The 24,995-nt window shown below is 34.6% G+C and carries 38 protein-coding genes; 4 read left to right on the forward strand and 34 right to left on the reverse strand.

What is annotated here, in order from left to right; genetic code table 11:
- Positions 1 to 53 precede the first annotated feature (53 nt).
- The 4 genes from SIB89_RS05785 to SIB89_RS05800 are packed head-to-tail and all read left to right on the forward strand — an operon-like array spanning position 54 to position 2,389.
- Positions 54 to 662 (forward strand): LUD domain-containing protein, encoded by a 609-nt coding sequence (locus SIB89_RS05785; RefSeq protein WP_273289484.1) that lies wholly within the window; start codon positions 54 to 56, stop codon positions 660 to 662.
- On the forward strand, positions 662 to 1,483 hold the full coding sequence (locus tag SIB89_RS05790; RefSeq protein ID WP_273289485.1) for a phosphatidate cytidylyltransferase: 822 nt from the start codon (positions 662 to 664) through the stop codon (positions 1,481 to 1,483). Before SIB89_RS05785 ends, SIB89_RS05790 begins: the two co-directional genes overlap by 1 nt.
- Positions 1,473 to 2,126 (forward strand): phosphatidylserine decarboxylase family protein, encoded by a 654-nt coding sequence (locus tag SIB89_RS05795; protein ID WP_273289486.1) that lies wholly within the window; start codon positions 1,473 to 1,475, stop codon positions 2,124 to 2,126. Before SIB89_RS05790 ends, SIB89_RS05795 begins: the two co-directional genes overlap by 11 nt.
- Positions 2,123 to 2,389 carry an acyl-CoA-binding protein gene (locus tag SIB89_RS05800; RefSeq protein WP_155089943.1) on the forward strand — a complete coding sequence of 89 codons (267 nt, stop codon included), beginning with the start codon at positions 2,123 to 2,125 and terminating at the stop codon, positions 2,387 to 2,389. Before SIB89_RS05795 ends, SIB89_RS05800 begins: the two co-directional genes overlap by 4 nt.
- A 2-nt stretch (positions 2,390 to 2,391) precedes the next feature.
- On the opposite strand, the gene SIB89_RS05805 is transcribed toward SIB89_RS05800, so the two are convergent.
- From SIB89_RS05805 to rpsJ, 34 genes are all read right to left on the reverse strand, one after another.
- Positions 2,392 to 3,303 (reverse strand): dimethylarginine dimethylaminohydrolase family protein, encoded by a 912-nt coding sequence (locus tag SIB89_RS05805; protein WP_273289487.1) that lies wholly within the window; start codon positions 3,301 to 3,303, stop codon positions 2,392 to 2,394.
- A gap of 65 nt (positions 3,304 to 3,368) precedes the next feature.
- Positions 3,369 to 4,655 carry a citrate synthase gene (locus SIB89_RS05810; protein ID WP_155089945.1) on the reverse strand — a complete coding sequence of 429 codons (1,287 nt, stop codon included), beginning with the start codon at positions 4,653 to 4,655 and terminating at the stop codon, positions 3,369 to 3,371.
- Positions 4,656 to 4,874: 219 nt separating this feature from the next.
- A complete protein-coding gene (locus SIB89_RS05815; protein WP_412561517.1) occupies positions 4,875 to 7,523 on the reverse strand; it encodes a T9SS type A sorting domain-containing protein in 2,649 nt (882 codons plus the stop codon).
- Between the two features lie 180 nt (positions 7,524 to 7,703).
- Positions 7,704 to 8,996: a phosphopyruvate hydratase gene (gene eno, locus SIB89_RS05820; RefSeq protein WP_412561518.1), complete on the reverse strand. Its 1,293-nt coding sequence runs from the start codon at positions 8,994 to 8,996 to the stop codon at positions 7,704 to 7,706.
- 158 nt (positions 8,997 to 9,154) lie between these two features.
- Positions 9,155 to 10,258, reverse strand: coding sequence for a glutamine-hydrolyzing carbamoyl-phosphate synthase small subunit (carA, locus tag SIB89_RS05825; RefSeq protein ID WP_412561519.1), 1,104 nt, complete (start codon positions 10,256 to 10,258; stop codon positions 9,155 to 9,157).
- Positions 10,259 to 10,410: 152 nt separating this feature from the next.
- Entirely contained in the window at positions 10,411 to 10,887 is a 477-nt protein-coding gene (gene rplQ, locus SIB89_RS05830) for a 50S ribosomal protein L17 (protein ID WP_155089948.1), read from the reverse strand.
- A gap of 140 nt (positions 10,888 to 11,027) precedes the next feature.
- The gene (locus SIB89_RS05835; RefSeq protein WP_273289491.1) at positions 11,028 to 12,020 is read right to left on the reverse strand and encodes a DNA-directed RNA polymerase subunit alpha; all 993 of its coding nucleotides are present in this window, start codon (positions 12,018 to 12,020) and stop codon (positions 11,028 to 11,030) included.
- A gap of 95 nt (positions 12,021 to 12,115) precedes the next feature.
- Positions 12,116 to 12,721: a 30S ribosomal protein S4 gene (gene rpsD, locus SIB89_RS05840; RefSeq protein ID WP_155089950.1), complete on the reverse strand. Its 606-nt coding sequence runs from the start codon at positions 12,719 to 12,721 to the stop codon at positions 12,116 to 12,118.
- A gap of 178 nt (positions 12,722 to 12,899) precedes the next feature.
- On the reverse strand, positions 12,900 to 13,283 hold the full coding sequence (gene rpsK, locus SIB89_RS05845; RefSeq protein ID WP_155089951.1) for a 30S ribosomal protein S11: 384 nt from the start codon (positions 13,281 to 13,283) through the stop codon (positions 12,900 to 12,902).
- A 101-nt stretch (positions 13,284 to 13,384) separates the two neighbouring features.
- Positions 13,385 to 13,759: a 30S ribosomal protein S13 gene (gene rpsM / locus SIB89_RS05850; RefSeq protein WP_155089952.1), complete on the reverse strand. Its 375-nt coding sequence runs from the start codon at positions 13,757 to 13,759 to the stop codon at positions 13,385 to 13,387.
- Between the two features lie 98 nt (positions 13,760 to 13,857).
- Positions 13,858 to 13,974: a type B 50S ribosomal protein L36 gene (gene ykgO, locus SIB89_RS05855; RefSeq protein ID WP_008269159.1), complete on the reverse strand. Its 117-nt coding sequence runs from the start codon at positions 13,972 to 13,974 to the stop codon at positions 13,858 to 13,860.
- A gap of 26 nt (positions 13,975 to 14,000) precedes the next feature.
- A complete protein-coding gene (gene infA, locus SIB89_RS05860) occupies positions 14,001 to 14,216 on the reverse strand; it encodes a translation initiation factor IF-1 (RefSeq protein WP_007094967.1) in 216 nt (71 codons plus the stop codon).
- A 79-nt stretch (positions 14,217 to 14,295) separates the two neighbouring features.
- On the reverse strand, positions 14,296 to 15,663 hold the full coding sequence (gene secY / locus SIB89_RS05865; protein ID WP_155089953.1) for a preprotein translocase subunit SecY: 1,368 nt from the start codon (positions 15,661 to 15,663) through the stop codon (positions 14,296 to 14,298).
- A 10-nt stretch (positions 15,664 to 15,673) separates the two neighbouring features.
- Positions 15,674 to 16,126, reverse strand: a complete 453-nt coding sequence (gene rplO, locus SIB89_RS05870; RefSeq protein WP_155089954.1) for a 50S ribosomal protein L15 — start codon at positions 16,124 to 16,126, stop codon at positions 15,674 to 15,676.
- A gap of 15 nt (positions 16,127 to 16,141) precedes the next feature.
- Positions 16,142 to 16,321: a 50S ribosomal protein L30 gene (gene rpmD / locus SIB89_RS05875; RefSeq protein ID WP_114300031.1), complete on the reverse strand. Its 180-nt coding sequence runs from the start codon at positions 16,319 to 16,321 to the stop codon at positions 16,142 to 16,144.
- A gap of 7 nt (positions 16,322 to 16,328) precedes the next feature.
- Positions 16,329 to 16,853 carry a 30S ribosomal protein S5 gene (gene rpsE / locus SIB89_RS05880; RefSeq protein WP_155089955.1) on the reverse strand — a complete coding sequence of 175 codons (525 nt, stop codon included), beginning with the start codon at positions 16,851 to 16,853 and terminating at the stop codon, positions 16,329 to 16,331.
- A gap of 6 nt (positions 16,854 to 16,859) precedes the next feature.
- Positions 16,860 to 17,216: a 50S ribosomal protein L18 gene (gene rplR, locus SIB89_RS05885; protein ID WP_155089956.1), complete on the reverse strand. Its 357-nt coding sequence runs from the start codon at positions 17,214 to 17,216 to the stop codon at positions 16,860 to 16,862.
- A gap of 10 nt (positions 17,217 to 17,226) precedes the next feature.
- A complete protein-coding gene (gene rplF / locus SIB89_RS05890; protein ID WP_412561520.1) occupies positions 17,227 to 17,769 on the reverse strand; it encodes a 50S ribosomal protein L6 in 543 nt (180 codons plus the stop codon).
- Between the two features lie 12 nt (positions 17,770 to 17,781).
- A complete protein-coding gene (rpsH, locus tag SIB89_RS05895; RefSeq protein ID WP_155089958.1) occupies positions 17,782 to 18,183 on the reverse strand; it encodes a 30S ribosomal protein S8 in 402 nt (133 codons plus the stop codon).
- Positions 18,184 to 18,245: 62 nt separating this feature from the next.
- Positions 18,246 to 18,515 carry a 30S ribosomal protein S14 gene (gene rpsN / locus SIB89_RS05900; RefSeq protein WP_007094975.1) on the reverse strand — a complete coding sequence of 90 codons (270 nt, stop codon included), beginning with the start codon at positions 18,513 to 18,515 and terminating at the stop codon, positions 18,246 to 18,248.
- Positions 18,516 to 18,517: 2 nt separating this feature from the next.
- Positions 18,518 to 19,069, reverse strand: coding sequence for a 50S ribosomal protein L5 (gene rplE / locus SIB89_RS05905; RefSeq protein WP_155089959.1), 552 nt, complete (start codon positions 19,067 to 19,069; stop codon positions 18,518 to 18,520).
- 2 nt (positions 19,070 to 19,071) lie between these two features.
- Positions 19,072 to 19,383: a 50S ribosomal protein L24 gene (gene rplX, locus SIB89_RS05910; protein WP_155089960.1), complete on the reverse strand. Its 312-nt coding sequence runs from the start codon at positions 19,381 to 19,383 to the stop codon at positions 19,072 to 19,074.
- A gap of 12 nt (positions 19,384 to 19,395) precedes the next feature.
- Entirely contained in the window at positions 19,396 to 19,764 is a 369-nt protein-coding gene (gene rplN, locus SIB89_RS05915) for a 50S ribosomal protein L14 (protein WP_155089961.1), read from the reverse strand.
- A gap of 2 nt (positions 19,765 to 19,766) precedes the next feature.
- Positions 19,767 to 20,024, reverse strand: coding sequence for a 30S ribosomal protein S17 (rpsQ, locus tag SIB89_RS05920; RefSeq protein WP_155089962.1), 258 nt, complete (start codon positions 20,022 to 20,024; stop codon positions 19,767 to 19,769).
- A gap of 17 nt (positions 20,025 to 20,041) precedes the next feature.
- Positions 20,042 to 20,233: a 50S ribosomal protein L29 gene (gene rpmC / locus SIB89_RS05925; protein WP_155089963.1), complete on the reverse strand. Its 192-nt coding sequence runs from the start codon at positions 20,231 to 20,233 to the stop codon at positions 20,042 to 20,044.
- A 12-nt stretch (positions 20,234 to 20,245) separates the two neighbouring features.
- On the reverse strand, positions 20,246 to 20,665 hold the full coding sequence (gene rplP, locus SIB89_RS05930; RefSeq protein WP_155089964.1) for a 50S ribosomal protein L16: 420 nt from the start codon (positions 20,663 to 20,665) through the stop codon (positions 20,246 to 20,248).
- A gap of 20 nt (positions 20,666 to 20,685) precedes the next feature.
- Positions 20,686 to 21,399 (reverse strand): 30S ribosomal protein S3, encoded by a 714-nt coding sequence (gene rpsC, locus SIB89_RS05935; RefSeq protein WP_155089965.1) that lies wholly within the window; start codon positions 21,397 to 21,399, stop codon positions 20,686 to 20,688.
- Positions 21,400 to 21,408: 9 nt separating this feature from the next.
- Positions 21,409 to 21,816 carry a 50S ribosomal protein L22 gene (gene rplV, locus SIB89_RS05940; RefSeq protein WP_155089966.1) on the reverse strand — a complete coding sequence of 136 codons (408 nt, stop codon included), beginning with the start codon at positions 21,814 to 21,816 and terminating at the stop codon, positions 21,409 to 21,411.
- Between the two features lie 5 nt (positions 21,817 to 21,821).
- Positions 21,822 to 22,100 (reverse strand): 30S ribosomal protein S19, encoded by a 279-nt coding sequence (gene rpsS / locus SIB89_RS05945; protein ID WP_008269180.1) that lies wholly within the window; start codon positions 22,098 to 22,100, stop codon positions 21,822 to 21,824.
- 10 nt (positions 22,101 to 22,110) lie between these two features.
- Complete coding sequence (gene rplB, locus SIB89_RS05950; protein WP_155089967.1) at positions 22,111 to 22,938, reverse strand: 50S ribosomal protein L2; 828 nt, start codon at positions 22,936 to 22,938, stop codon at positions 22,111 to 22,113.
- Positions 22,939 to 22,946: 8 nt separating this feature from the next.
- A complete protein-coding gene (gene rplW, locus SIB89_RS05955) occupies positions 22,947 to 23,237 on the reverse strand; it encodes a 50S ribosomal protein L23 (protein ID WP_162306983.1) in 291 nt (96 codons plus the stop codon).
- Between the two features lie 7 nt (positions 23,238 to 23,244).
- Complete coding sequence (gene rplD, locus SIB89_RS05960; protein ID WP_155089968.1) at positions 23,245 to 23,874, reverse strand: 50S ribosomal protein L4; 630 nt, start codon at positions 23,872 to 23,874, stop codon at positions 23,245 to 23,247.
- Complete coding sequence (gene rplC / locus SIB89_RS05965) at positions 23,874 to 24,491, reverse strand: 50S ribosomal protein L3 (protein WP_155089969.1); 618 nt, start codon at positions 24,489 to 24,491, stop codon at positions 23,874 to 23,876. Before rplC ends, rplD begins: the two co-directional genes overlap by 1 nt.
- Before the next feature lie 194 nt (positions 24,492 to 24,685).
- Complete coding sequence (gene rpsJ / locus SIB89_RS05970; RefSeq protein WP_155089970.1) at positions 24,686 to 24,991, reverse strand: 30S ribosomal protein S10; 306 nt, start codon at positions 24,989 to 24,991, stop codon at positions 24,686 to 24,688.
- Positions 24,992 to 24,995: the final 4 nt, after the last annotated feature.

A 24,995-nucleotide genomic window follows, 5' to 3' on the forward strand; every position in this document is an offset into this window, starting at 1 on the left:
GTTTTTTTATATTTGATAAATGCACTAATTACAAGATTAATAGCAACAATTGAATGAGCTTATTTCGTAAACTCTTCGGAAAAAAATCTGATCAGTCCGAAGAACAAATACCAAATCAAGAGCGTGGCAAATATATGCCTGAAGTTAAGTTGCCTGCTGATGAACGTTTTACCATAAACTTTAAAGCAAACGGCGGAAAATTCTTGTATTGCGAAAACATGAAAGAAGTAAAGGATAGCTTCAATTCTATTTTGGATGAAAACCAATGGCACAATGACAAGGTTTTTCTAATTGATGAGCGTTTGTCATCTTTGTTTAAGGACTTTAATCTTAATGCTACTAAGAAGGTTTCTGAAAGTTCTTATTTCTTATCTACCTGTGAGTATCTTATTTCAGATGATGGTTCGTTGTTAATTTCTTCAAATCAAATTGCTGAGAAAAAGCTTAAAGAATTACCTGAGCACTTTATTATTTATGCGACCACAAGTCAGTTTGTAGAAAATATTGGTGAGGGTTTAAAAGGTATAAAGGAAAAAAGCAAAACTTCTATTCCTACAAATATCACAACGATAAAGCATTTTAAAACTGCCGATGATAAAGACTTTCTTACTTATGGTAGTAGTGCTAAGGATCTATACCTGATATTATTAGAAGATTTATAATGAAAGAACTATCCATTAGAGCTATTTCTGGTGCTATATATGTTTTATTACTTATTGGGTCACTATATTTTCAGACAGGACTCATCATTCTACTCGCAGTTTTCGGTATATTAAGTTTAGTAGAGTTTAGTAAATTGATTAAACTAAACGCCTATGTTCAATATATCATATTCATATTCCTGTATTTTCTGTTTTGGTATATCTGTGTGTATCAAACTGATTTTGTAGGGAGCGGTGAAGCCATCAATATTTTACTTGTAGTGACTATATTTGTTAACCTCATACTTTTAAAAGACTTATTCACCTTTAAGAAAATACCTCTTTTTGAGACCAAGCGCTACATTACTACTACGTTTTACTTAAGTAGTGGTTTTATTTTTATGCTGCTGATTGCCAACTTTCAAAATGTCTTTACGCCATTATTGTTATTGGGTGCATTCATTTTAGTTTGGGTAAATGATAGTGCCGCTTACTTAATTGGTAAAAATTTTGGAAAGCAGAAACTGTTTCCAAGAATCTCCCCAAAAAAGACCGTTGAAGGATTTTTAGGAGGACTATTTTTTGCTTGCATAGCAAGTTATTTTATAGCACTATATACTGAGGCTCTAAATTCCACACATTGGTTGGTCCTAGCGATAATAGTTAGTGTTTTTGGTACGTTTGGTGATTTAATTGAATCTAAGTTTAAACGTCAGGCTGGAGTTAAGGACAGTGGAGTGATTATGCCAGGACATGGTGGACTCATGGATCGCTTAGATAGTCTTATCTTTGCATCGCCATTTATCTATTTATTTTTAAGAATTGTAAGTTATGTTTCATAAAGAAGGTCATAAAATAATATTTTTCACACTTGTAATCGTCGTTGGTTCATTTTTTTTGATTGATGAATTCATTACAAACGAATGGTTGAGAACGGGTTTAATGATTGCCATCCTGATATTCTTTATTTTAATTCTTCAATTTTTTAGAAACCCTAAACGACATACACATGCTGATGAAAAACACGCTTTATCACCAGTAGATGGAAAAGTTGTGGTTATTGAAGAGGTAATGGAGAATGAAGTTTTTAAGGACAAGCGCATACAAGTGTCTGTTTTTATGTCGCCTATTAATGTTCACGTTACTAGATATCCAATCAGCGGAAATATCACTTATAGCAAGTATCATCCAGGAAAGTATTTAGTTGCTTGGCACCCTAAGGCAAGTGAAGAAAATGAACGTACAACTGTGGTTGTAGAGAACGATGGATTTGGTAAAGTGCTTTACAGGCAAATTGCTGGAGCAATGGCAAAGCGCATTGTAAATTATGCCATAAAAGATTCTACTGCTATTCAAGGGGCGGATTCAGGGTTTATAAAGTTTGGGTCTAGAGTAGATTTATTTTTACCTTTAGATGCTAAGATAAAGGTAAAACTCAACCAAAAAGTACGAGGAGGAGAAAGTATCATTGCAGAAATGAAATGACATCAGAAGAATTAAATATAGAATTTGAAGCAGCTGTAGAGCGTATCAATGCTCATACAGAACCTTTTCCTGCAGATTTTTTACTTCGTCTGTATGCCTATTATAAAAAAGCTACTAATGATTATGGAAGACCTAGTAGTCGTAAACCCATAATAAATGCCTTTAAGACCAATGCATTATTTCAAGTACAAGATATTACTGAAGATGAGGCCAAACAAGAGTATATAGATCTTGTTAATAATTACTTTTTGTATAGAAAGTAAATCTAATCTCTTATTAAAGGTAACGTTGAACAACGCAACAAGCCCTCTTGCTTAGCGATTTCAGCATAAGGGACTTCCTCAACCGTGAAGCCATTATCTCTTAGCCAAGTATTAAGTCGTGTAAAATTTCTTTCAGAAATTACCACATCTTCCGAAATGGAGAATACATTACTGTTCATATTGTACATTTCTTCTTTTGTGATTTCGAATACGTTTTCTTTTCCGAAAAAATTAACCAACCACTCATACTCGCTTTCTACTAAAAATCCGTTTTTATGAAGTATTGCTTTATCCTTTCCTATGGGCTGGAAACAACAATCTAAATGCAATGCATTTTCTTTTGCATTAGTATTGGATTTTCTTAACTCAAAAGCTTTTACAGTTTTATGAGGAAACAATTCTTGAATAGCCTTAACTGCTTCAATATTAGTACGAGCTGTGATATAATCCGGATAATCGGCACCTGTATAAGTGCCAATAAAAATATAGTCGTTCCAAGGCATAACATCTCCTCCTTCAACATGGCACTCTTCTGGTAGGATAATAACTTTATCCTTATCAATCTGCTCTATAACATGTTGAATGGCTTGATACTCTCCTTCTCGATCCGGTAAAATATTAGCCTTAATAAATTTGTCTTCTATAACAAAAGCAATATCCCTTGAAAATATTTGGTTATAATCTTCAATTACTTTTGGTCTGTAAACCTTAACGTTATATTTTTCAAAAACTTTAGCTACGGCTTCCATTTCTTTGACCATATCAGCTTCTTTGGGATAAGTCCCTGCTTTTATATGTTCAACTGATTTTGGGTCGTAAGCTTCTTCTATTGATGGAACTGGACCAACGCTTTTGGCTGTCCCTAAAACAACAGCTCTAAGTCTTGAAGTCTCGTTTTGTATATTCAATTTCATAGGTAACGAAAATACAAAAAGCTCCATAAATATATGAAGCTTCTTATTATTCTTAATCCAGGAATTTATCTTTTATCGATAGACTTAAACTCTCTAGAGGTTTCACCAATATACAATTGTCTTGGGCGACCAATCGGTTCGTTTCGCATGCGCATTTCGCGCCACTGAGCTATCCATCCTGGAAGTCGGCCAAGTGCAAACATCACGGTAAACATCTCTACTGGGATTCCCATTGCTCTGTATATAATACCAGAATAGAAATCTACATTAGGATATAGTTTTCTGTCCACAAAGTACGGGTCCTTTAATGCTTCTTGCTCAAGACCTTTGGCAATATCCAAAATAGGGTCCTCAACACCTAAATCTCCCAATACCTCATCTGCAGCCACTTTAATAATTTTGGCTCTTGGATCGAAGTTTTTATACACACGGTGACCAAAGCCCATTAAACGGAAAGGATCGTTTTTGTCCTTAGCCTTAGCCATATATTTCTTAGTATCACCACCATCTTCTTTAATGGCTTCAAGCATTTCTAATACCGCTTGGTTTGCTCCACCATGTAATGGTCCCCAAAGTGCCGATATACCTGAAGCAAGAGATACAAATAAACCTGCATGAGATGAACCTGCTATTCTTACAGTAGATGTAGAACAATTTTGCTCATGGTCTGCGTGAAGTATTAACAATTTATCCAACGCATTCACCAAAATAGGATTTTGCTCATATTCACTATTTGGGCTCTTAAACATCATTTTAAGAACATTCTCCACATAACCCAAATTTTTGTCACCATAGTCTAATGGTAAGCCTTGCTTTTTACGCATGGTCCATGCCACAAGTATTGGAAATTTTGCCAATATCCTCACAATGGCATTGTACATCGCCTCCTCTGATTTTACATCAACCGAAGACGGGTAAAATGCAGTCAATGCACTTGTTAATGATGATAATACTCCCATTGGGTGAGCCGACTTTGGAAATGCATCCAAAATCTTTTTAATATCATCATCTACAACAGATCTTTCCTTTATGTCAGCTTCGAATTTGTTTAATTGCTCATGGGTAGGTAATTCACCAAAAATCAAAAGATAAGCCACTTCTAAGAAATCTGCTTTTTCAGCGAGTTCTTCAATAGAATACCCTCTATACCTTAAAATACCTTTTTCACCATCTAAAAACGTAATGGCGCTTTCGCAACTTCCTGTGTTTTTATAACCAGGGTCTATAGTAATAACACCTCCTGTTGCATTTCTTAAGGTTTTAATATCAATGGCAACTTCGTTTTCTGTACCAACTTTAATTGGAAATTCGTACTTGTCACCATTAATTTCTAAGGTCGCTTTATCTGACATATGTAGTTGTGTATTTTGTAATTTTTAAAGGATTGTAAAATTACGAAATATCAAGTGATTTTGGAAGTAGAATTATAATCGTTTTAACAATTGAAGTATTTGGTTTTTCTATAGAAAACAAAAGCGATTATCTTTTGGGATAATCGCTTTTTAAAATAAGTATTTCTCAATAATTTCCTTTATACAAATCAAATATGAACTTTATAAGATTCAACGGTTTTATTTTTTGATTACACGTTTAGTAATACGTCCTGAAGAAGAAGTGATTTCTATAAAATATACTCCACTTTCATATTGACTGACCTTAATTGAAGCCTCATTTTTATCAAATACTTTTTGAAATGTTAGTCGTCCGTGTATATCATATATTCTAAGTAACTCGATAACTGATTTACTCTTAACTTCAACAACATCACTAATTGGATTTGGAAAAATATTTATAGTACTATTTAGACTAACATCATCAATTGACAAAGCTTGAAAATTTGTCTGAGCAATATTGGTAATAATTGGAAAATTATAATCAAAGTAAATTTCGGCTTGTTGTTCAACATCGTCACCTACCGTTAGCGTATCTAAGGTTTTTATTTTAAAAACCACATTACCAGTTTCTGTTGGAGCTAGATTAATATTATCAAATATAAACTCTACTCTATTCTCAGTAATTCTTGTATACATATTATGAGATGAATTCAATATCTGTAAAGTGTTTAAATCATATTGTGTTTCATCAATGTCATCTCTAACGACTACAAATGTGGCAGGAGCAGTACCTGTATTTTCAAATCTTATATTATAGTGTAGATACTCACCTATTTTATCTGGAGACACTATATTACCTTCTAGACAGATGATATCATTTGGATCGTATGAACCTACTACAACCTGTTCTAAAGTAAATGTATTATCTTCTGAATTTTCATCACCAGAAACTGGATTAATTGCAGCCGTAAAATTTAAGATATCATCAATGTTAACAGCTGGTGTTTCCATTGGTGAGTTAGCATTTAAAACAACTTCTATAACTCTACTTTCAAACGGGTTTAAATCTACATATTCCCATGAGAGATTTCCAGAATTTTGAATTGATGGGACCTCTGATGTTGATACATAATCTAAAACACCGTCATCATAAGAAAAATCAATACTGCCTGAGAGAACTTGATTCCCTTTATTTTTATATACCAATTGATAGTAAGCATCAAAACCCGGTTGTGCAGGTATCGTTGGTACAATAACGATTTCTAAATCATTATGGATACCATTTGCAGTAACGCAGAAATCTTGATTGATTGTATTATTTAGATCAGTAAAATCAATGATTGTATTTAACGGGTCAACATTAAAAAAATCAGGATTTTCAAATTCTGGTATTAGTTCATGATTTCCTATATCAGTATAAAATGTATAATCTCCAGATTGATTTGAAAACGCAGAACCTGAAGTTGTACCATCATCTATCAGTACTCTTAAATTTGGGAAATTATAATCTGAGGTATCACAACTATTATTATCTGCATCAAAAATAATATCACCTGAAATAGTATTATACTCCCCACCTGGTGAAAATGAACAATAACTACTTATAGGCCCTTGATAATTTGTAAGTTCTTGAAGCGCTAAAATCTCTTCCTCGTCGGCACAAATAAACTCAATAGGATTGTTCTCAACGTTTAATTCATTAAATGAAATTGCACTCTCATCAAATGAAAACCCACCATTTTTTATATTAATATTCGTTATTTGATTATTATCACATCTCCACCATATCAATTCACCGTTATTACTTAAATCTAATTCTGTCAGCTGATTATTACTACAACTTAAGCTCTCCAAATTAGGATTTTGAGATAAATCAAGATTTATGAGATTATTGTTACGACAGTCTAAATACTCGAGATTAGGGTTTTGAGATAAATCAAGAGTTGTTAGATCGTTATTACGGCAATCTAAACTTACCAGATTAATGTTTTGAGAAATGTCTAAGGCCGTAAAATCATTCCCTACAATTGATAATTGATTCAAATTTATATTTTGAGTTATATCAAGAGCTATGAGATTATCATTTCCGCTTACACTTAAACTCTCCAAATTAGTATTTTGGCTTACATCGAGAGTCGTTAGATCATTGATACCAACCCATAATACTTCTAAATTAACATTGTGAGTCACGTCAAGGGTTGTGAGATTATAATTGCTATTAATAATTAATGTTTTCAAATCGAGGTTTTGACTAACATCAATAGTTGTTAGATTATTAAACCAACCATTTAAATACTCCAAATTGAGATTTTGTGAAATATCCATATAGCCAATCTCATTAGAACCAAATCGTAATGTTTTTAAATTGATGTTATGCAATACATTGAGGGTTGTGAGGTCATTCCTTTCACAGTTTAAATATTCAAGGTTTATATTCTGAGTAACATCTAAATTGCTTAACTCATTAAAATAAAGATCTAAAGTTATTAGATTATTATTTTGAGATACATCTATATCCGTTAATTGGTTTCTTGATACATTTAAATATGTTAGGTTTGGATTTTGGGATATATCAATTACCGATAGATAATTGTCCCTGCATTGTAAGTATTCTAAATTAACAAACGCTTGAATACCTGTTAAGTCTGTTATATTTTCGTATTGAACATCTAATTTAAAAATACTTAGTGCCTCTGAAACTTCTATCTCACCATTGTTATTAATATCTATGGCTACGCTATTATCATTAGAATCTAAAGCTATATCATTCCAAGGGGCAGATTGTAGTAATTTTGCTTTAAAATTTGGGTCAGGAATATCTACAATTTGGGCTTCGATATTTCCTAAATTAAAAACGCAAAAGAAAAGGAGTAAAAGTGATTTCATAGTTGATAGTTTATAGTATAGATGCTATTAAATGAAAATGGTTGCGTCAAAAATCAATTTAATTTAAGAATTTTTTAACAAATCTTATGTTTAACAGTTTACTAAATATCGAATTTGTTACCTATAAAAAAGCCTATTCAATTAAATGAATAGGCTTCTCCAAGTATATTTTATAGATTATTATTTCACCTTAAACGCATTTTCTTGCGGAAAATAAGCTACATCACCTAATTCTTCCTCAATACGTAATAACTGATTGTATTTCGCCATACGGTCACTACGCGATGCAGAACCTGTTTTAATCTGTCCTGTATTTAATGCTACTGCCAAATCTGCAATGGTATTGTCTTCTGTTTCACCAGATCTATGCGACATTACAGATGTATAGCCTGCGTTATGTGCCATATTCACTGCCGAAATGGTTTCAGTCAATGTACCTATTTGATTTACTTTAATTAATATGGAATTAGCTATGCCATTTTCAATACCTCGCGATAAACGCTCTACATTTGTCACGAACAAATCATCACCAACCAATTGTACTTTGTCCCCAATTTTATCGGTCAATAACTTCCAACCGTCCCAATCATTTTCATCCATACCATCTTCAATTGATATAATTGGATATTTTGAAGCAAGTTCAGCTAAGTACTCAGCTTGTTCTGCTGATGTTCTTACTTTACCTGAGTCTCCTTCAAATTTAGTATAGTCATATTTTCCATCTACAAAAAACTCAGCTGCCGCACAGTCTAGTGCAATTTTAATATCGTCGCCAAAGGTGTATCCTGCTTTTTCAACAGCAACTTTAATGGAATCCAAGGCATCTTCTGTTCCTCCTTCTAAGTTTGGTGCAAAACCTCCTTCGTCTCCAACAGCAGTACTTAGACCTCTATCATGCAATACTTTTTTAAGGTTATGGAAAATCTCTGTTCCCATCTGCATAGCATGTGTAAAGTTTTTTGCTTTAACAGGCATAACCATAAATTCTTGAAACGCAATTGGCGCATCACTATGTGAACCTCCATTGATAATGTTCATCATTGGTAACGGTAAGGTATTTGCCGAAACACCGCCAACATATCTATATAATGGCATATTTAGTTCATTTGCTGCTGCTTTGGCAACCGCTAATGATACTCCCAAAATAGCGTTGGCGCCCAAAATAGATTTGTTTGGTGTACCATCTAATTTTATCATTAGATTATCTATGGCATTTTGCTCAAACACAGAAACTCCCATAAGTTCTTGAGCTAGAATCGTATTAACATTTTCTACAGCTTTAGACACGCCTTTGCCCATATAAGCATCGCCTCCATCTCTTAATTCAACAGCTTCATGTTCACCTGTAGAAGCACCAGAAGGTACTGCTGCACGTCCCATATTTCCATTTTCAGTTACAACATCTACCTCTACGGTTGGGTTTCCTCTTGAATCTAAAATTTGTCTTGCGTGTACATTAATTATAATGCTCATTATGTTTGGTTTAAGTTATTTTAATTTTGAAAATCAAATTTACAAAATAGTTGACCTAATTAATATCTCTAGATATTAGAATTGCATTAAATCTTAACTATAATGTTTTCGTAAAACAAAATTGGCAATGAACTTTAGGTTTCATTGCCAATTTGATATTAGTTATTTTTTATATTTTCAATAAACTGATCAAATAAATACCCTGAATCATTTGGACCAGGGCTTGCTTCTGGGTGGTATTGTACTGAGAAACAGTTTTTGTCTTTTATCTTAATACCTGCTACTGTATCATCATTTAGATGTACATGCGTAATTTCTACATCACTATTAGCTTCTGTTTCTTCTCTGTTGATAGCAAAACCATGGTTCTGAGACGTAATTTCACCTTTACCGGTTATTAGGTTTTTAACCGGATGATTAATACCTCTATGGCCATTATGCATTTTATAGGTTGAAATACCATTTGCCAAAGCTATAACCTGATGTCCTAAACAGATACCAAACAAAGGTTTGTTTTTAGATATAATTTCCTTTGCCACAGCTTGAGCCTCGACCAACGGCTCTGGATCACCAGGTCCATTTGATAAGAAATAACCATCTGGATTAAACCCTTCTAAATCTTCAAACTTTGAATTGTAAGGAAACACTTTGATATACGCATCTCGCTTAGCTAAATTCCTAAGGATATTCTTTTTTATACCAATATCTAAAGCAGCTATTTTGTAGGTTGCATTTTCATCTCCAAAATAATAAGGCTCCTTCGTAGATACCTTAGAAGCTAATTCTAAACCTTCCATTTCTGGCTGCTCAGCCAATTGTTTCTTTAGACCTTCAATATTATCCACCTCTGTAGAAATAACAGCATTCATTGCGCCATGATCTCTAATATAACTTACCAAAGCTCTTGTATCGACATCTGCAATGGCTAAAGTATTATGCTTCTCAAAGTAATCTTCTAATGCGGCATCACCTGCAGGTCTCGAATATTCAAAACTGAAATTTTTACAAATCAATCCAGCAATTTTTACTGTATCCGATTCATTCTCATCTTCTTTAGTACCATAATTACCAATATGGGCATTTGTGGTGACCATTAACTGCCCATAATAAGAAGGGTCAGTGAAAATTTCCTGATAACCTGTAGTACCAGTATTAAAACATACTTCACCAAATGCCGTACCTTCTTTTCCTATGGATTTTCCGTAGAAAATTGTGCCATCAGCTAATAGAATAAGGGCTTTTTTTCTTTGTGTATATTTCATGTGTTGTATTATTGTTTTTTAAGCTATGCCTTGTTTTAGTCTCTTCTATTAATTGCACTTAGACTACACTCAGTGCAACGCAAAATTCCAAAAAAAAAGGATAAACTTAAAAAGTTTATCCTCTATATTTATTAATCGTTATCAACACTCGATTATTCTTCTTCGTTAGTAGCTTTAGTTTCTACTGGTGGAACAGCAGCAGTGCTCTTCTTACCACCTCTTCTTCTACTTCTACGTGTTTTCTTCTCAGGCTTACCAGCAGTATAGATATCGTTGTAATCTACCAACTCTATCATTGCCATATCAGCGTTATCACCTAATCGATTTCCTAATTTGATGATACGTGTATAGCCTCCTGGACGATCAGCTACTTTTGCAGCAACATCTCTAAACAATTCAGCAACAGCCTCTTTTTGTTTTAATCTAGACATCACAATTCTTCTATTGTGAGTAGTGTCTTCTTTAGATTTAGTAATTAAAGGCTCCACAAACTGTTTTAAAGCTTTAGCTTTAGCAGTTGTTGTGTTAATACGCTTGTGCTCAATTAAAGAACAAGCCATATTGGCTAACATTGCTCTTCTGTGTGCAGTCTTTCTACCTAAGTGGTTGAATTTTTTTCCGTGTCTCATGACATTTGTTTTATCATCTTGCTACCAAACTCTTTATTCGAGGAGCAAAATATGATTAATTATTAATTTTTGATTTACGATGTTAGATTTACGAATGAGTTTTAAAAAATCGTCATTCGTAAATCAGCAATCGTCAATCCTTAGTCTTTATCTAATTTATATTTGCTTAAATCCATCCCGAAGTTAAGACCCTTTACATTCACTAATTCTTCTAGCTCAGTTAAAGACTTCTTACCAAAGTTTCTGAATTTCATTAAATCATTTTTGTTGAACGATACTAAGTCACCTAGAGTATCTACTTCTGCTGCTTTTAAACAGTTTAATGCACGTACAGAAAGATCCATATCCACCAATTTGGTTTTCAATAGTTGTCTCATGTGAAGTGATTCTTCATCATAAGTTTCAGTTTGTGCTATTTCATCAGCTTCAAGAGTAATACGCTCATCAGAGAATAACATGAAGTGGTGAATTAATATCTTAGCTGCTTCAGTTAAAGCATCCTTTGGATGAATAGATCCATCAGTTTGGATTTCGAAAATTAACTTTTCATAATCCGTTTTTTGCTCAACACGGAAGTTTTCGATACTGTATTTTACATTCTTTATTGGAGTGTAAATAGAATCCGTAAAGATGGTTCCGATTGGTGCAGAAGCTTTTTTGTTTTCTTCAGCAGGAACATATCCTCTACCTTTCTCGATAGTTAATTCCATATTGATGTTTACTTTTGGATCTAAGTTACAGATTACTAAATCTGTATTTAATACTTGGAAACCAGAAATAAACTTTTGAAAATCACCAGCAGTGATTTGCTCTTGACCTGAAATTGAAATTGTAACTGTTTCGTTATCGACTTCATCAATCTGACGCTTAAAGTTAACTTGCTTTAAGTTTAAGATCATTTCAGTAACATCCTCAACTACACCAGAAATTGTAGAAAACTCGTGATCTACACCCTCGATTCTCACTGAAGTGATTGCAAAACCTTCTAATGATGATAATAAAACTCTTCTAAGAGCATTACCTACTGTTAATCCGTATCCTGGTTCTAGTGGTCTGAATTCGAATTTACCTTCGAAATCAGTAGAATCAATCATGATTACTTTATCAGGCTTCTGAAAATTTAATATTGCCATTTTTTTCTTCGTTTTAATTGTTATTTAGTTGCGCGGTCTAAAAGTTTGAAGAAGACCAATAAACCCTTTGGCTAAATCCCAATATGATTAATTTATTATTTAGAGTAAAGTTCAACGATGAATTGCTCGTTGATTTGTTCTGGAATTTGGATTCTAGCAGGAACAGAAACATAAGTTCCTTCCATTTTGTCCTTATTCCAAGTAATCCATTCGTAAACATTGCTAGAATTAGCTAATGAATTTTGAATAGCTTCTAATGATTTAGATTTTTCTCTAACACCAACAACATCTCCAGCTTTTAATTGGTAAGAAGGAATGTTTACCTTTTCACCATTTACAGTAATGTGTCTGTGAGAAACTAATTGTCTAGCACCACTTCTTGTTGGAGCAATACCCATTCTGAAAACAACATTGTCTAAACGCGATTCACATAATTGTAGTAATACCTCACCTGTGATACCTTGAGCAGCAGTTGCTCTTTTAAACATGTTTCTGAATTGACGCTCTAAAATACCGTAAGTATATTTTGCTTTTTGCTTCTCCATTAACTGGATAGCATATTCAGATTTTTTTCCACGACGACGGTTGTTTCCGTGCTGTCCTGGAGGATAGTTTCTTTTTTCGAATGCTTTATCTTCTCCGAAGATAGCTTGCCCGAATTTACGAGCGATTTTAGTTTTAGGACCAGTATATCTTGCCATTTTTAATTTGTTTTGAGAGTGTTTAGTGAATTAAGGTCTTAATCTTATCCTTCAAAAAACGTTTGTCTCTCGTTGATACTTGTTAATAAATTCGATTTTTTCAGTTTGCAAATTTACGTATAAAAAAATTAATATCAACCGAATAAACGACTGATATTAATCTTCTTAATGGTGTAAATTATACACGACGTCTTTTTGGTGGACGACAACCGTTGTGCGGCATTGGAGTAACATCGATGATCTCAGTTACTTCTATACCTGAGTTATGAATAGATCTGATAGCAGATTCTCTACCGTTACCAGGACCTTTTACATATACTTTCACTTTCTTTAAACCAGCTTCTTTAGCTACACCTGCAGCATCTTCTGCAGCTAATTGCGCTGCATAAGGAGTATTCTTTTTAGAACCTCTAAAGCCCATTTTACCAGCTGATGACCAAGAAATAACGTCACCTTTTTTATTTGTTAAAGAAACGATGATGTTGTTAAAAGATGCTGTGATATGAGCTTCTCCTATTGCATCAACAATTACTTTGCGTTTTTTTGTACTTGACTTTGCCATATTTTTTAGTTTCTAGTTGTTAGCTTTAGTTGTTAGAATCCTAAACTTTTACATTTCAGGCAGATTCATCTAACTTCTAAACTAATGACTAATGTCTGTTATTATTTAGTTACTTTTTTCTTGTTAGCAACTGTTTTTCTTCTTCCTTTTCTTGTACGAGAGTTATTCTTAGTACGTTGTCCTCTTAATGGAAGACCAGCTCTGTGACGAATTCCTCTGTAACATCCGATATCCATTAATCGCTTAATGTTTAACTGAGTTTCAGAACGTAATTCACCTTCGATTTTGAAAGTACCAACAGCTTCACGGATCGCTCCTATTTCGTCGTCAGTCCAATCTTGTACTTTAGTGCTTTCGTCAACTTTAGCAGTTTCTAAAATTTCTTTAGCTCTACTTCTACCTATTCCATAGATATAAGTTAAGGATACTACTCCTCTTTTTTGTTTTGGTATGTCTACACCTGCAATTCTTGCCATATAATTTAGTTTTTAGCTGTTAGCTTTTAGTTGTTAGAATCCTAAACCTTTCGATTTCGAACAGATTCATCTAACTACTAATTACTAATGACTTTTTTTTATCCTTGTCTTTGTTTGAATCTAGGATTCTTTTTGTTAATGACGTAAAGTCTACCTTTTCTACGTACTAATTTACAATCAGCACTTCTCTTTTTAACTGATGCTCTTACTTTCATCTGTTTCTGTTTTAAAATACCAGTATTTAGTATCTATAAGTTATACGAGCCTTAGTTAAATCGTAAGGACTCATTTCTAATTTTACTTTATCTCCTGGTAACAACTTAATGTAATGCATACGCATTTTACCAGATATGTGTGCAGTCACAATGTGACCATTTTCTAATTCTACACGGAACATAGCATTAGATAATGCCTCTATTATCGTTCCGTCTTGTTCTATTGCTGCTTGCTTTGCCATAAATAATTTTTAGTATTCAATCCTCAATTAGCAAATACCTTGCCGTTTTTTTGGTGACTGAACTTTCTAAGTTTTATAGTTATGCGGTAACAGATTTTCTGTTTTTACCCGTTTTCATCAAGCCGTCATAATGCTTATTCAATAAATAAGAATTAATCTGCTGCATTGTATCAATAGCTACACCAACCATAATTAATAGTGATGTACCACCAAAGAATAATGACCAACCTTGCTGTACACCTGCAAATTGAAATACAAATGCTGGGAATACTGCTACCAGAGCCAAGAAAATAGATCCTGGTAATGTAATTTGAGACATTATCTTGTCTAAATACTCAGCTGTTTCGGTACCTGGTCTTATTCCCGGAATAAATCCTCCACTGCGTTTTAAATCATCAGCCATTTTATTAGTAGGTACAGTTATCGCTGTATAGAAGTATGTAAATACAATAATCAATAATGCGAATACAAGATTGTACCAAAATCCGAATAGGTTGTTACCAAATTCTGCCTGTAGCCATTGTCCTGTATCAGTACCTTCCAAAAATGATGCCTGCCCTATTAATCCTGGTACAAACATAATTGCTTGTGCAAAGATAATTGGCATTACACCTGATGCGTTTAACTTCAATGGTAAGAATTGACGAGATCCAAATACATTTTTCTCATAACCACCAGATGCAGTTCTTCTTGCATACTGTACGGCAATTTTTCGGACTGCCATCACTAAGAACACTGATGCTAAAATGATTAAGAACCAAATCACCATCTCAATTAGTATCATCATAAATCCACCATTACCACCTTCTAATCTAGAAGCCGCATTTTGTATAAATGACTGTGGCATAGTTGCAATGATACCAACCATAATTAATAATGATATACCATTACCAATACCTTTATCTGTAATCTTCTCACCTAACCACATTGCGAATACACAACCAGTTACCAAGATAATTACTGAAGAAAAGTAAAAGATGTTTTCAGAAAAACCAGGAACCAATAAATTACTCATAGATTGTGCTCCAGATAATGCTGGGACACTCGCTAGGTAACCAGGTGCTTGTACTAAACAAATACCTATAGTTAACCAACGTGTAATCTGTGTGATTTTCTTTTGTCCACTAGCTCCTTCTTTCTGAAGTTTCTGTAAATAAGGAATCGCAATACCCATTAACTGAACAACGATGGACGCAGAAATATAAGGCATAATTCCTAAAGCAAATACGGATGCATTAGCAAATGCACCACCTGTAAAAGCATTTAACAATCCTAAAATACCACCATCAACTCCTGCTTGTAAACCACCTAATTTATCAATATCAATACCAGGTAATACAACCTGAGCACCAAAACGGTAAACTAATAACAAACCTAAGGTAAGAATGATTCTATCCTTAAGTTCTGTGATTTTCCAAACGTTTTTTAATGTATCTATTATTTTCATCCTTATATTCTTATAAAGTTACAGCTTCACCACCAGCAGCTTCAATAGCAGCTTTTGCCGTAGCAGTAAATTTATGAGCAGTTACTTTTAATTTAGATTTTAATTCACCTCTACCTAAGATTTTAACTAGATCGTTCTTTCCAGCTTTACCCAATGATACAAGTGTTTCAAAATCTACAGTATCCTTAATTTTCTTTTCGTCTACTAACTGTTGTAAAGTATCTAAGTTTACACCTTGGTACTCTACTCTATTAATATTAGTAAATCCGAATTTAGGAACACGTCTTTGCAAAGGCATTTGACCACCTTCAAATCCTAATTTCTTAGAATAACCAGAACGTGACTTTGCACCTTTGTGTCCTCTTGTCGCAGTGCCACCTTTACCAGATCCTTGACCACGTCCAACACGCTTTCCTTGATTTTTTACTGAACCTTCTGCAGGTTTTAAATTACTTAAATCCATTTTTAAGTTATATTTTTAAGCTTCCTCTACAGAAACTAAATGTTCAACTTTTTTTACCATACCAAGGATATTTGGTGTGGCATCGTGCTCTACTACTTGACCAATCTTTTTTAGACCCAAAGCCTCTAATGTTAGCTTTTGTCTTTTAGTACGATTGATTGCACTCTTTACTTTAGTTACTTTAATCTTTGCCATCTTGTGTTTATCCTTTAAATACTTTTTCAAGTGAAATTCCACGTTCTTTAGCTATAGATTTAGCATCTCTTAATTGTAATAAAGCGTCAAAAGTTGCTTTTACTACATTATGAGGGTTAGAAGATCCTTGAGACTTCGATAATACATCATGTACACCAACTGCTTCAAGTACTGTTCTTACAGCACCACCAGCAATAACTCCTGTACCAGGTGCAGCTGGGATAATGTTTACTCTAGCTCCACCATACTTACCTTTTTGCTCGTGTGGTAATGTTCCTTTTATAATAGGAATTCTCACTAAGTTTTTCTTAGCATCTTCAACAGCTTTAGCAATTGCAGTAGCAACGTCTTTAGATTTCCCTAAACCTTGTCCTACAACTCCTGCTTCGTCACCTACAACAACAATAGCAGAAAAACCAAATGCTCTACCACCTTTTGTTACTTTAGTTACACGCTGTACACCAACTAAGCGATCTTTTAAATCTAATCCGCCTGGTTTTACTAATTCTGCGTTTTTATATTTTTGATACATAATGTCTTAAAATTTAAGTCCTGCTTCTCTAGCACCTTCTGCTAATGATTTTACTCTTCCATGATATAAGTAACCACCTCTATCAAAAGAAATAGTTTCAACACCAGCTTTCATAGCTTTTTCTGCAACAGCCTTACCAACTAAAGCCGCAACCTCAGTTTTGTTTCCTTTAGACTTTGCGATATCCTTATCTCTTGAAGATGCAGCAGCTATAGTTTCACCAGTTACATCATTCACGATTTGAGCATAAATTTCTTTATTGCTTCTAAAAACAGCTAATCTTGGTCTTTCTGAAGTACCAGATACTACCTTGCGGATTCTGTTTTTTATTCTTGTTCTTCTTTCGTTCTTTGTCAATGCCATAACTTAATTATTAAGCTGATTTACCTGCTTTTCTTCTAATTTCTTCACCAACAAACTTGATACCCTTTCCTTTGTAAGGTTCTGGCTTACGGAAACCACGAATCTTAGCGGCTACCTGACCTACCAATTGTTTGTCATGAGATGTTAATTTAACAATTGGGTTTTTTCCTTTTTCAGAAACGGTCTCAACTTTTACTTCTGGAGCAATGTCCATTACGATGTTGTGAGAGAAACCAATTGCTAAATCTAATTTCTGTCCTTGATTTGATGCTCTGTAACCTACACCAACTAATTCCAATTCTTTGGTCCAGCCTTTAGAAACACCTTCTATCATGTTAGCAATTAACGCTCTGTAAAGACCGTGTTTTGCTCTGTGATCTTTTTTCTCAGACGGACGTTCTAATGTAATTGTACCGTCTTCTATTTTAATTTCAACTTCTGAATACTCTTGAGTTAATTCACCTAATTTACCTTTAGCGGTAATTACGTTATCTTCAACTTCAACTGTAACACCTTCAGGAATTGTTATCGGATTTTTACCTATTCTTGACATAATTTCCTGTTTTTAGTAAACGTAACATAATACTTCGCCACCAACGTTTTCTCTTTGCGCTTGTTTACCTGTCATCACACCGTGAGACGTAGAAACAATTGCAATACCTAAACCATTTAAGATTCTTGGCATTTCGTTAGAGCCAGCATACTTACGTAAACCTGGTTTACTGATTCTTTGAATTTTTTTGATAACAGACTCCTTAGTGTCTTTGTTATACTTTAAGGCAATCTTAATTGTACCTTGTGCAGTAGATTTGTCATCAAACTTATAACTTAAAATAAAGCCCTGATCGAACAATATTTTAGTTATCTCCTTTTTTAAGTTAGATGCAGGAATCTCAACCACTCTGTGGTTTGCTTTCACAGCATTTCTAACTCGCGTTAAATAATCCGCTATTGGATCTGTGTACATAGTTATTAATTTGCGGTAGCGGTTTTTGGCACTATTACCAAACCTGAAACCAATTTATAATTTTACCAACTTGCTTTCTTTACTCCAGGAATTAACCCTTTGTTAGCCATTTCTCTAAACATCACACGAGAGATACCAAATTGTCTCATATAACCTTTTGGTCTTCCTGTAAGTTTACAACGGTTGTGCATACGTACTGGTGATGCGTTTTTTGGTAACTTTTGTAATGCTTCGTAATCGCCAGCTTCTTTTAAAGCTTTACGTTTTTCAGCATATTTTGCAACCATCTTTGCACGCTTCACCTCACGAGCTTTCATTGATTCTTTAGCCATACTTAATTCTTTTTAAATGGTAATCCTAGTTCTGATAACAATGACTTTGCCTCTTTATCTGTATCGGCAGTAGTCACAAATGTAATATCCATACCATTGATTTTGTTGATTTTGTCAATATCAATTTCTGGGAAAATGATCTGTTCTGTTACACCTAAGTTATAGTTTCCACGACCATCAAAACCTGAAGCTTTGATACCGTTAAAATCTCTTACTCGTGGTAAAGCAGAAGTCACTAAACGATCTAAGAACTCATACATTTGCTCCCCTCTTAAAGTTACCTTAGCGCCAATTGGCATCCCTTTACGTAACTTAAAAGACGCAACGTCTTTCTTAGACATAGTAGCAACTGCTTTTTGTCCAGTGATTTTTGTTAACTCATCCACTGCGTGATCAATTAACTTCTTATCTGCAACAGCAGCACCAACACCTCTAGATAAAACTATCTTTTGAAGCTTAGGTACTTGCATCACATTTTTATATCCAAATTCTTCTGTAAGAGCTGGGATTACTTTATCCTTATACTCTTGTTTTAATCTTGCAACGTAAGCCATAATTAAATTACTTCATTAGATTTTTTAGAAAATCTTACTTTGTTGTCTCCATCCATTCTATAACCTACTCTTGTTGTTTCCCCTTTTGAAGTTAACAACGACAAGTTAGACATATGAATTGATGCTTCCTTCTCTACAATACCACCTTGAGGGTTTTGTGCACTTGGCTTAGTATGTTTCTTCACCATGTTTACACCTTCTACGATAGCCTTGTTCTTATCTTTTAATACTTTAAGCACCTTGCCTTCTGAACCTTTATGGTCTCCAGCAATAACTTGTACTGTATCTCCTGATTTTATTTTAAGCTTTGTCATCTTATTTATCAATTAAAGCACCTCTGGTGCCAATGATACAATTTTCATGAATTGTTTATCACGAAGTTCTCTAGCTACAGGCCCAAAAACACGTGTTCCTCTCATCTCACCCGTTGGGTTTAATAATACACATGCGTTGTCATCAAATCTAATGTAAGAACCATCTGGTCTTCTTACCTCTTTTGCTGTACGAACAACAACGGCTGTAGAAACAGCACCTTTTTTGATGTTCCCGTTTGGAGTCGCATCCTTAACAGATACTACAATCTTGTCTCCAACCGACGCATAACGTCTTTTAGTTCCTCCTAGTACACGGATAGTTAAAACTTCCTTTGCACCAGTATTGTCAGCTACTTTTAATCTTGATTCTTGTTGTACCATAATTACTTCGCTCTTTCAATTATTTCTACTAATCTCCAACATTTGGATTTACTCATAGGTCTTGTCTCCATGATCTTTACAGTATCTCCTTCGTTGCAGTCGTTTGTCTCATCGTGTGCGACATATTTCTTTGTCTTTAACACGAATTTTCCATACATAGGGTGTTTTACTTTTTTAACTTCAGCAACTACAATAGATTTCTCCATTTTGTTACTAGTAACTACTCCTATACGTTCTTTTCTTAAGTTTCTTTTTTCCATCTTTCAGCAGAATACAATTATTGATCTTCTCTTTTAGTTAATTCTGTCGCCACTCTAGCTACAGTACGGCGTGCGTGACGTAACTGGATTGGGTTTTCTAAAGGAGAAATTGCGTGAGCCATTTTCAGGTCTGCATAACTCTTTTTAGTCTCACTAAGTTTTTCTTGTAACTCAGCTGTTGAAAGCTGTTTAATTTCTGATTGCTTCATAATATTATTTTATTAAGCTTCGTAATCTCTAGCTATGACAAACTTAGTTCTTACTGGAAGTTTTTGAGCTGCCAAACGTAACGCTTCTTGCGCTGTTTCAATTGGCACACCACTTACTTCAAATAATACACGTCCTGGCTTTACAACGGCTGCCCAATATTCTACGGCACCTTTACCTTTACCCATACGTACTTCAAGAGGTTTCTTTGTAATCGGTTTGTCTGGAAAAATCATAATCCAGATAGAACCTTCCCTCTTCATGTAACGAGTTGCGGCAATACGTGCAGCTTCTATTTGACGAGCAGTTACAAAAGACGAGTCTAATGATTTAATACCAAAAGTACCATTTGATAATCTATGGCCTCTTCCAGCATTGCCTTTCATACGACCTTTTTGCTGCTTACGAAATTTTGTTCTTTTAGGCTGTAACATTTTTTCTTTTCTTTAAAAAATTACTTTCTACGACGTTGGTTCTTGTTTCCACCACGTCCACCTTTTCCTTTTTGCTTAGAAAGACCTACTAATGGAGAAAGTTCTCTTTTTCCATATACTTCACCTTTCATAATCCACACTTTTACACCTAATCTACCATAAGTAGTATGTGCTTCAACAAGAGCATAATCAATATCAGCTCTAAATGTAGATAACGGAATACGTCCTTCTTTATAGTGCTCAGAACGTGCCATTTCAGCACCGTTTAAACGACCACTAATTTGAATTTTGATTCCTTCAGCATTCATACGCATTGCTGCAGCGATAGCCATTTTTATTGCACGTCTGTATGAGATTCGACTTTCAATTTGACGAGCAACACTTGCCGCTACTAAATGTGCATCTAGTTCAGGTCTTTTAATTTCAAAGATGTTCAATTGAACCTCTTTACCAGTAATCTTTTTAAGCTCTTCTTTTAACTTATCTACCTCTTGACCACCTTTACCGATAATAATACCAGGTCTAGCAGTAGTGATAGTAACGGTTACAAGTTTAAGCGTACGCTCAATAATTACTCTACTCACACTAGCTTTAGATAAACGAGCATGGATATACTTACGGATTTTATCGTCCTCAGCAAGTTTATCTCCATAATCATTTCCGCCATACCAGTTAGATTCCCATCCTCTGATAATACCTAAGCGATTTCCGATTGGATTTGTCTTTTGTCCCATATCTCTATCTTAGCTTTGTGTTTTATTTAATGCATCTACAACCACTGTTACGTGATTAGAACGCTTTCTAATTCTATGTGCTCTACCTTGAGGTGCAGGGCGTAATCTCTTTAACATAGATCCACCATCTACTCTAATCTCTTTGATAAATAGATTAGCTTCCTCAACATCAGCATCTTCGTTTTTAGCTTGCCAGTTTGCAATTGCAGACATAACCAATTTCTCTAAACGACGAGACGCTTCTTTTGGGCTAAATCTAAGAATCTGAAGAGCTTTCTCAGCCTTTTCACCTCTTACTAAATCCGCAACTAAGCGCATTTTTCTTGGAGATGTAGGACAGTTATTTAGCTTAGCAAAAGCAATCTGCTTCTTTTCAGCCTTAATAGCTTCCGCCATTTGTTTTTTACGACTTCCCATGATTCTTATTTTTTACCTTTATTCTTAGCACCTGCATGACCTCTAAAAGATCTTGTTGGTGAAAATTCTCCTAATTTGTGACCTACCATATTCTCAGTAACATAAACCGGAACAAATTGACGACCATTGTGAACTGCAATTGTCTGACCAACGAAATCTGGAGAAATCATTGATGCTCTAGACCAAGTCTTAATTACCGTCTTTTTGTTTGAAGCTACATTTTCTGCAACTTTCTTTTCTAATTTATAGTGGATATAAGGTCCTTTTTTTAATGAACGTGCCATACTATCTTAATTATTTCTTTCTACGTTCTACAATATACTTGTTACTCGCTTTCGTTCTAGAACGCGTTCTATAACCCTTAGCAGGAATACCGTTTCTAGATCTTGGGTGCCCACCTGAAGACTTACCTTCACCACCACCCATTGGGTGATCCACTGGATTCATTACTACTGGTCTTGTACGTGGACGTCTTCCTAACCATCTGCTTCTACCTGCTTTACCAGATACTAACAATTGATGATCTGAGTTAGAAATAACACCTATTGTAGCCATACACGTTGCTAATACCATTCTAGTTTCACCAGATGGTAATTTAATCGTAGCAAACTTACCATCTCTTGCCATTAACTGAGCAAAAGCACCAGCACTACGTGCCATAACAGCACCTTTACCTGGACGTAACTCTATACAAGAAATAATAGTACCTAGAGGTATTTCACTTAATGGCATTGCGTTTCCAATTTCTGGAGCAACACCACTTTCACCAGACACAACATTCTGTCCTACTTTTAAACCATTCTGTGCGATGATGTATCTTTTCTCACCATCTTGATAGTTTAACAAAGCAATAAATGCTGTTCTGTTTGGATCGTACTCTATTGATTTAACCTCACCTGGAATTCCAGTTTTGTTACGTTTAAAATCAATAATACGATACTTCTTCTTATGACCACCACCTTTGTAGCGCATGGTCATTTTTCCTTGACTGTTTCTACCACCAGATCTCTTTTTCGGAGCAAGCAAGCTTTTCTCCGGCTTATCAGTAGTGATGGCGTCAAATCCATTTACTACTCTAAATCGCTGAGCTGATGTGATCGGTTTTAATTTTCTTACTGACATAAGTCTAATTACATATTAGCATATAAATCTATTGTCTCACCTTCCGCCAGTTGTACAATTGCCTTTTTAACAGCATTTGTTTTACCATGTTGAATACCCGTTTTTGTAAAACGAGTCCTTCTATCTGGACGGACATTTATCGTACGAACTTTTTCAACAGAAACACCATAAGCAGCTTCTACCGCTTTTTTGATTTCTACCTTGTTCGCCTTTGTATTCACTTCAAACGCATAAGCGTTAAGCACCTCGCTTTGCATGGTTGCTTTTTCTGTGATGATAGGTTTAATTAAGATACTCATCTGTGTTTTATTTACTTAAATTCGATTCAATTCCTTCTAACGCACCTTCTAAAACAACAACTTTATTAGCGTTCATTATTTTATAAGTACTTAATTCTGAGCTAGTTATAACTTCAGAGCCTTTCAAATTGCGCGACGACAAATATACGTTATTATTTGAGTCACCCAACACAAATAGAGATTTTTTGTTGTCTATCTCTAATGCTTTCAATACATCCACGAAATTTTTAGTCTTTGGAGCATCGAAGTTAAAATCTTCTAATACTACTATTGACTTATCATTTGCCTTGATGCTTAATGCAGATTTACGTGCTAGTCGCTTTACGTTTTTATTAAGCTTAAAACCATAATTTCTTGGTCTTGGACCAAACATACGACCTCCGCCTTTAAACAGACCAGACTTTATAGAACCTGCACGAGCTGTACCAGTTCCTTTTTGTTTTTTGATCTTACGCGTACTTCCAGTAATTTCTGCTCTTTCTTTAGCCTTATGCGTACCTTGTCTTTGATTTGCTAAGTATTGCTTAACATCTAAATAGACAGCGTGGTTATTAGGCTCTATAGCGAATACGTCTTTAGAAAGCTCAGCTTTTCTTCCCGTATCTTTTCCGTTTATATCTAAAACTGCTACCTTCATTACTTCTCAATAATTACATAAGAGTTTTTGTGACCAGGAACACATCCCTTAACAACAAGTAAGTTCTTTTCTGGAACTACCTTATAAACTCTTAAATTTTGAACTTTAACTGTTTCACCACCCATTCTTCCGGCCATCTTCATTCCTTTGAATACTCTCGCAGGATATGAAGCTGCACCAATAGAACCTGGAGCTCTTAAACGGTTGTGCTGACCATGCGTTGCTTGACCTACACCACCGAATCCGTGACGTTTTACTACACCTTGAAAACCTTTACCTTTTGAAGTTCCGGAAACATCCACAAACTCACCTTCGATAAACTGCTCTACAGTGATAGCATCACCTAATTTGTACTCCTCATCAAAACCATTAAATTCTACGACTTTGCGTTTAACAGAAGTACCCGCTTTCTTAGCATGCCCTTGAGCTGCTTTTGTAGCGCTTTTTTCTGTCGCGTCATCGAAACCTAATTGAAGTGCATTATAACCATCCACTTCTTCAGTTCTGACTTGGGTAACGATACATGGTCCAGCTTCGATTACTGTACATGGAATGTTCTTTCCATTTTCGTCGAAGATGCTGGTCATACCGATTTTTTTTCCAATTAACCCAGACATTTTAATTTACGATTTACGATTGTTGATTCACGATTTCTCGATTTATCTTCAATCAATTATTAATTTACTTATTTAAATATTTCAAGGCTGAAAAATACGTTTCAGCCTTGAATTGTATTTTTTTACCGTTTTTCCTTCGCTCGCAGCTCCGGACATGTTCACTTCGACATCGCTAAGCGACCGAAGTTTTATAATTACACCTTAATCTCTACTTCAACTCCACTTGGTAATTCAAGCTTCATTAAAGCATCAATTGTCTTAGAAGAAGAAGAGTAAATATCTAATAATCTCTTGTAAGAGCTTAATTGAAATTGTTCTCTAGACTTCTTATTAACGTGTGGTGAACGTAACACAGTGAAAATTTTCTTGTGTGTTGGTAAAGGAATTGGTCCCGTTACTACTGCACCTGTGTTTTTTACTGTTTTTACAATCTTATCAGCAGACTTGTCAACTAAATTATGATCGTAAGACTTTAATTTTATTCTAATTTTCTGACTCATTTTC

The organism is Winogradskyella sp. MIT101101, from assembly GCF_047126865.1.
Taxonomy (GTDB): Bacteria; Bacteroidota; Bacteroidia; order Flavobacteriales; family Flavobacteriaceae; genus Winogradskyella; species Winogradskyella ouciana.

What these genes read in the sequence shown, in the direction of transcription:
- SIB89_RS05785 (WP_273289484.1), top strand. Translation starts at nt 54, where the DNA reads ATGAGCTTATTTCGTAAACTCTTCGGAAAAAAATCTGATCAGTCCGAA.
- SIB89_RS05790 (WP_273289485.1), top strand. Translation starts at nt 662, where the DNA reads ATGAAAGAACTATCCATTAGAGCTATTTCTGGTGCTATATATGTTTTA.
- SIB89_RS05795 (WP_273289486.1), top strand. Translation starts at nt 1,473, where the DNA reads ATGTTTCATAAAGAAGGTCATAAAATAATATTTTTCACACTTGTAATC.
- SIB89_RS05800 (WP_155089943.1), top strand. Translation starts at nt 2,123, where the DNA reads ATGACATCAGAAGAATTAAATATAGAATTTGAAGCAGCTGTAGAGCGT.
- SIB89_RS05805 (WP_273289487.1), bottom strand. Translation starts at nt 3,303, where the DNA reads ATGAAATTGAATATACAAAACGAGACTTCAAGACTTAGAGCTGTTGTT.
- SIB89_RS05810 (WP_155089945.1), bottom strand. Translation starts at nt 4,655, where the DNA reads ATGTCAGATAAAGCGACCTTAGAAATTAATGGTGACAAGTACGAATTT.
- SIB89_RS05815 (WP_412561517.1), bottom strand. Translation starts at nt 7,523, where the DNA reads ATGAAATCACTTTTACTCCTTTTCTTTTGCGTTTTTAATTTAGGAAAT.
- eno (WP_412561518.1), bottom strand. Translation starts at nt 8,996, where the DNA reads ATGAGCATTATAATTAATGTACACGCAAGACAAATTTTAGATTCAAGA.
- carA (WP_412561519.1), bottom strand. Translation starts at nt 10,258, where the DNA reads ATGAAATATACACAAAGAAAAAAAGCCCTTATTCTATTAGCTGATGGC.
- rplQ (WP_155089948.1), bottom strand. Translation starts at nt 10,887, where the DNA reads ATGAGACACGGAAAAAAATTCAACCACTTAGGTAGAAAGACTGCACAC.
- SIB89_RS05835 (WP_273289491.1), bottom strand. Translation starts at nt 12,020, where the DNA reads ATGGCAATATTAAATTTTCAGAAGCCTGATAAAGTAATCATGATTGAT.
- rpsD (WP_155089950.1), bottom strand. Translation starts at nt 12,721, where the DNA reads ATGGCAAGATATACTGGTCCTAAAACTAAAATCGCTCGTAAATTCGGG.
- rpsK (WP_155089951.1), bottom strand. Translation starts at nt 13,283, where the DNA reads ATGGCAAAGTCAAGTACAAAAAAACGCAAAGTAATTGTTGATGCAATA.
- rpsM (WP_155089952.1), bottom strand. Translation starts at nt 13,759, where the DNA reads ATGGCAAGAATTGCAGGTGTAGACATACCAAAACAAAAAAGAGGAGTA.
- ykgO (WP_008269159.1), bottom strand. Translation starts at nt 13,974, where the DNA reads ATGAAAGTAAGAGCATCAGTTAAAAAGAGAAGTGCTGATTGTAAATTA.
- infA (WP_007094967.1), bottom strand. Translation starts at nt 14,216, where the DNA reads ATGGCAAAGCAAGCAGCAATAGAACAAGACGGAACGATAATAGAGGCA.
- secY (WP_155089953.1), bottom strand. Translation starts at nt 15,663, where the DNA reads ATGAAAATAATAGATACATTAAAAAACGTTTGGAAAATCACAGAACTT.
- rplO (WP_155089954.1), bottom strand. Translation starts at nt 16,126, where the DNA reads ATGGATTTAAGTAATTTAAAACCTGCAGAAGGTTCAGTAAAAAATCAA.
- rpmD (WP_114300031.1), bottom strand. Translation starts at nt 16,321, where the DNA reads ATGGCAAAGATTAAAGTAACTAAAGTAAAGAGTGCAATCAATCGTACT.
- rpsE (WP_155089955.1), bottom strand. Translation starts at nt 16,853, where the DNA reads ATGTATCAAAAATATAAAAACGCAGAATTAGTAAAACCAGGCGGATTA.
- rplR (WP_155089956.1), bottom strand. Translation starts at nt 17,216, where the DNA reads ATGGCATTGACAAAGAACGAAAGAAGAACAAGAATAAAAAACAGAATC.
- rplF (WP_412561520.1), bottom strand. Translation starts at nt 17,769, where the DNA reads ATGTCAAGAATAGGTAAAAATCCGATAACAATTCCTGAAGGTGTTACA.
- rpsH (WP_155089958.1), bottom strand. Translation starts at nt 18,183, where the DNA reads ATGTACACAGATCCAATAGCGGATTATTTAACGCGAGTTAGAAATGCT.
- rpsN (WP_007094975.1), bottom strand. Translation starts at nt 18,515, where the DNA reads ATGGCTAAAGAATCAATGAAAGCTCGTGAGGTGAAGCGTGCAAAGATG.
- rplE (WP_155089959.1), bottom strand. Translation starts at nt 19,069, where the DNA reads ATGGCTTACGTTGCAAGATTAAAACAAGAGTATAAGGATAAAGTAATC.
- rplX (WP_155089960.1), bottom strand. Translation starts at nt 19,383, where the DNA reads ATGACAAAGCTTAAAATAAAATCAGGAGATACAGTACAAGTTATTGCT.
- rplN (WP_155089961.1), bottom strand. Translation starts at nt 19,764, where the DNA reads ATGGTACAACAAGAATCAAGATTAAAAGTAGCTGACAATACTGGTGCA.
- rpsQ (WP_155089962.1), bottom strand. Translation starts at nt 20,024, where the DNA reads ATGGAAAAAAGAAACTTAAGAAAAGAACGTATAGGAGTAGTTACTAGT.
- rpmC (WP_155089963.1), bottom strand. Translation starts at nt 20,233, where the DNA reads ATGAAGCAATCAGAAATTAAACAGCTTTCAACAGCTGAGTTACAAGAA.
- rplP (WP_155089964.1), bottom strand. Translation starts at nt 20,665, where the DNA reads ATGTTACAGCCTAAAAGAACAAAATTTCGTAAGCAGCAAAAAGGTCGT.
- rpsC (WP_155089965.1), bottom strand. Translation starts at nt 21,399, where the DNA reads ATGGGACAAAAGACAAATCCAATCGGAAATCGCTTAGGTATTATCAGA.
- rplV (WP_155089966.1), bottom strand. Translation starts at nt 21,816, where the DNA reads ATGGGAAGTCGTAAAAAACAAATGGCGGAAGCTATTAAGGCTGAAAAG.
- rpsS (WP_008269180.1), bottom strand. Translation starts at nt 22,100, where the DNA reads ATGGCACGTTCATTAAAAAAAGGACCTTATATCCACTATAAATTAGAA.
- rplB (WP_155089967.1), bottom strand. Translation starts at nt 22,938, where the DNA reads ATGTCAGTAAGAAAATTAAAACCGATCACATCAGCTCAGCGATTTAGA.
- rplW (WP_162306983.1), bottom strand. Translation starts at nt 23,237, where the DNA reads ATGAGTATCTTAATTAAACCTATCATCACAGAAAAAGCAACCATGCAA.
- rplD (WP_155089968.1), bottom strand. Translation starts at nt 23,874, where the DNA reads ATGAAGGTAGCAGTTTTAGATATAAACGGAAAAGATACGGGAAGAAAA.
- rplC (WP_155089969.1), bottom strand. Translation starts at nt 24,491, where the DNA reads ATGTCTGGGTTAATTGGAAAAAAAATCGGTATGACCAGCATCTTCGAC.
- rpsJ (WP_155089970.1), bottom strand. Translation starts at nt 24,991, where the DNA reads ATGAGTCAGAAAATTAGAATAAAATTAAAGTCTTACGATCATAATTTA.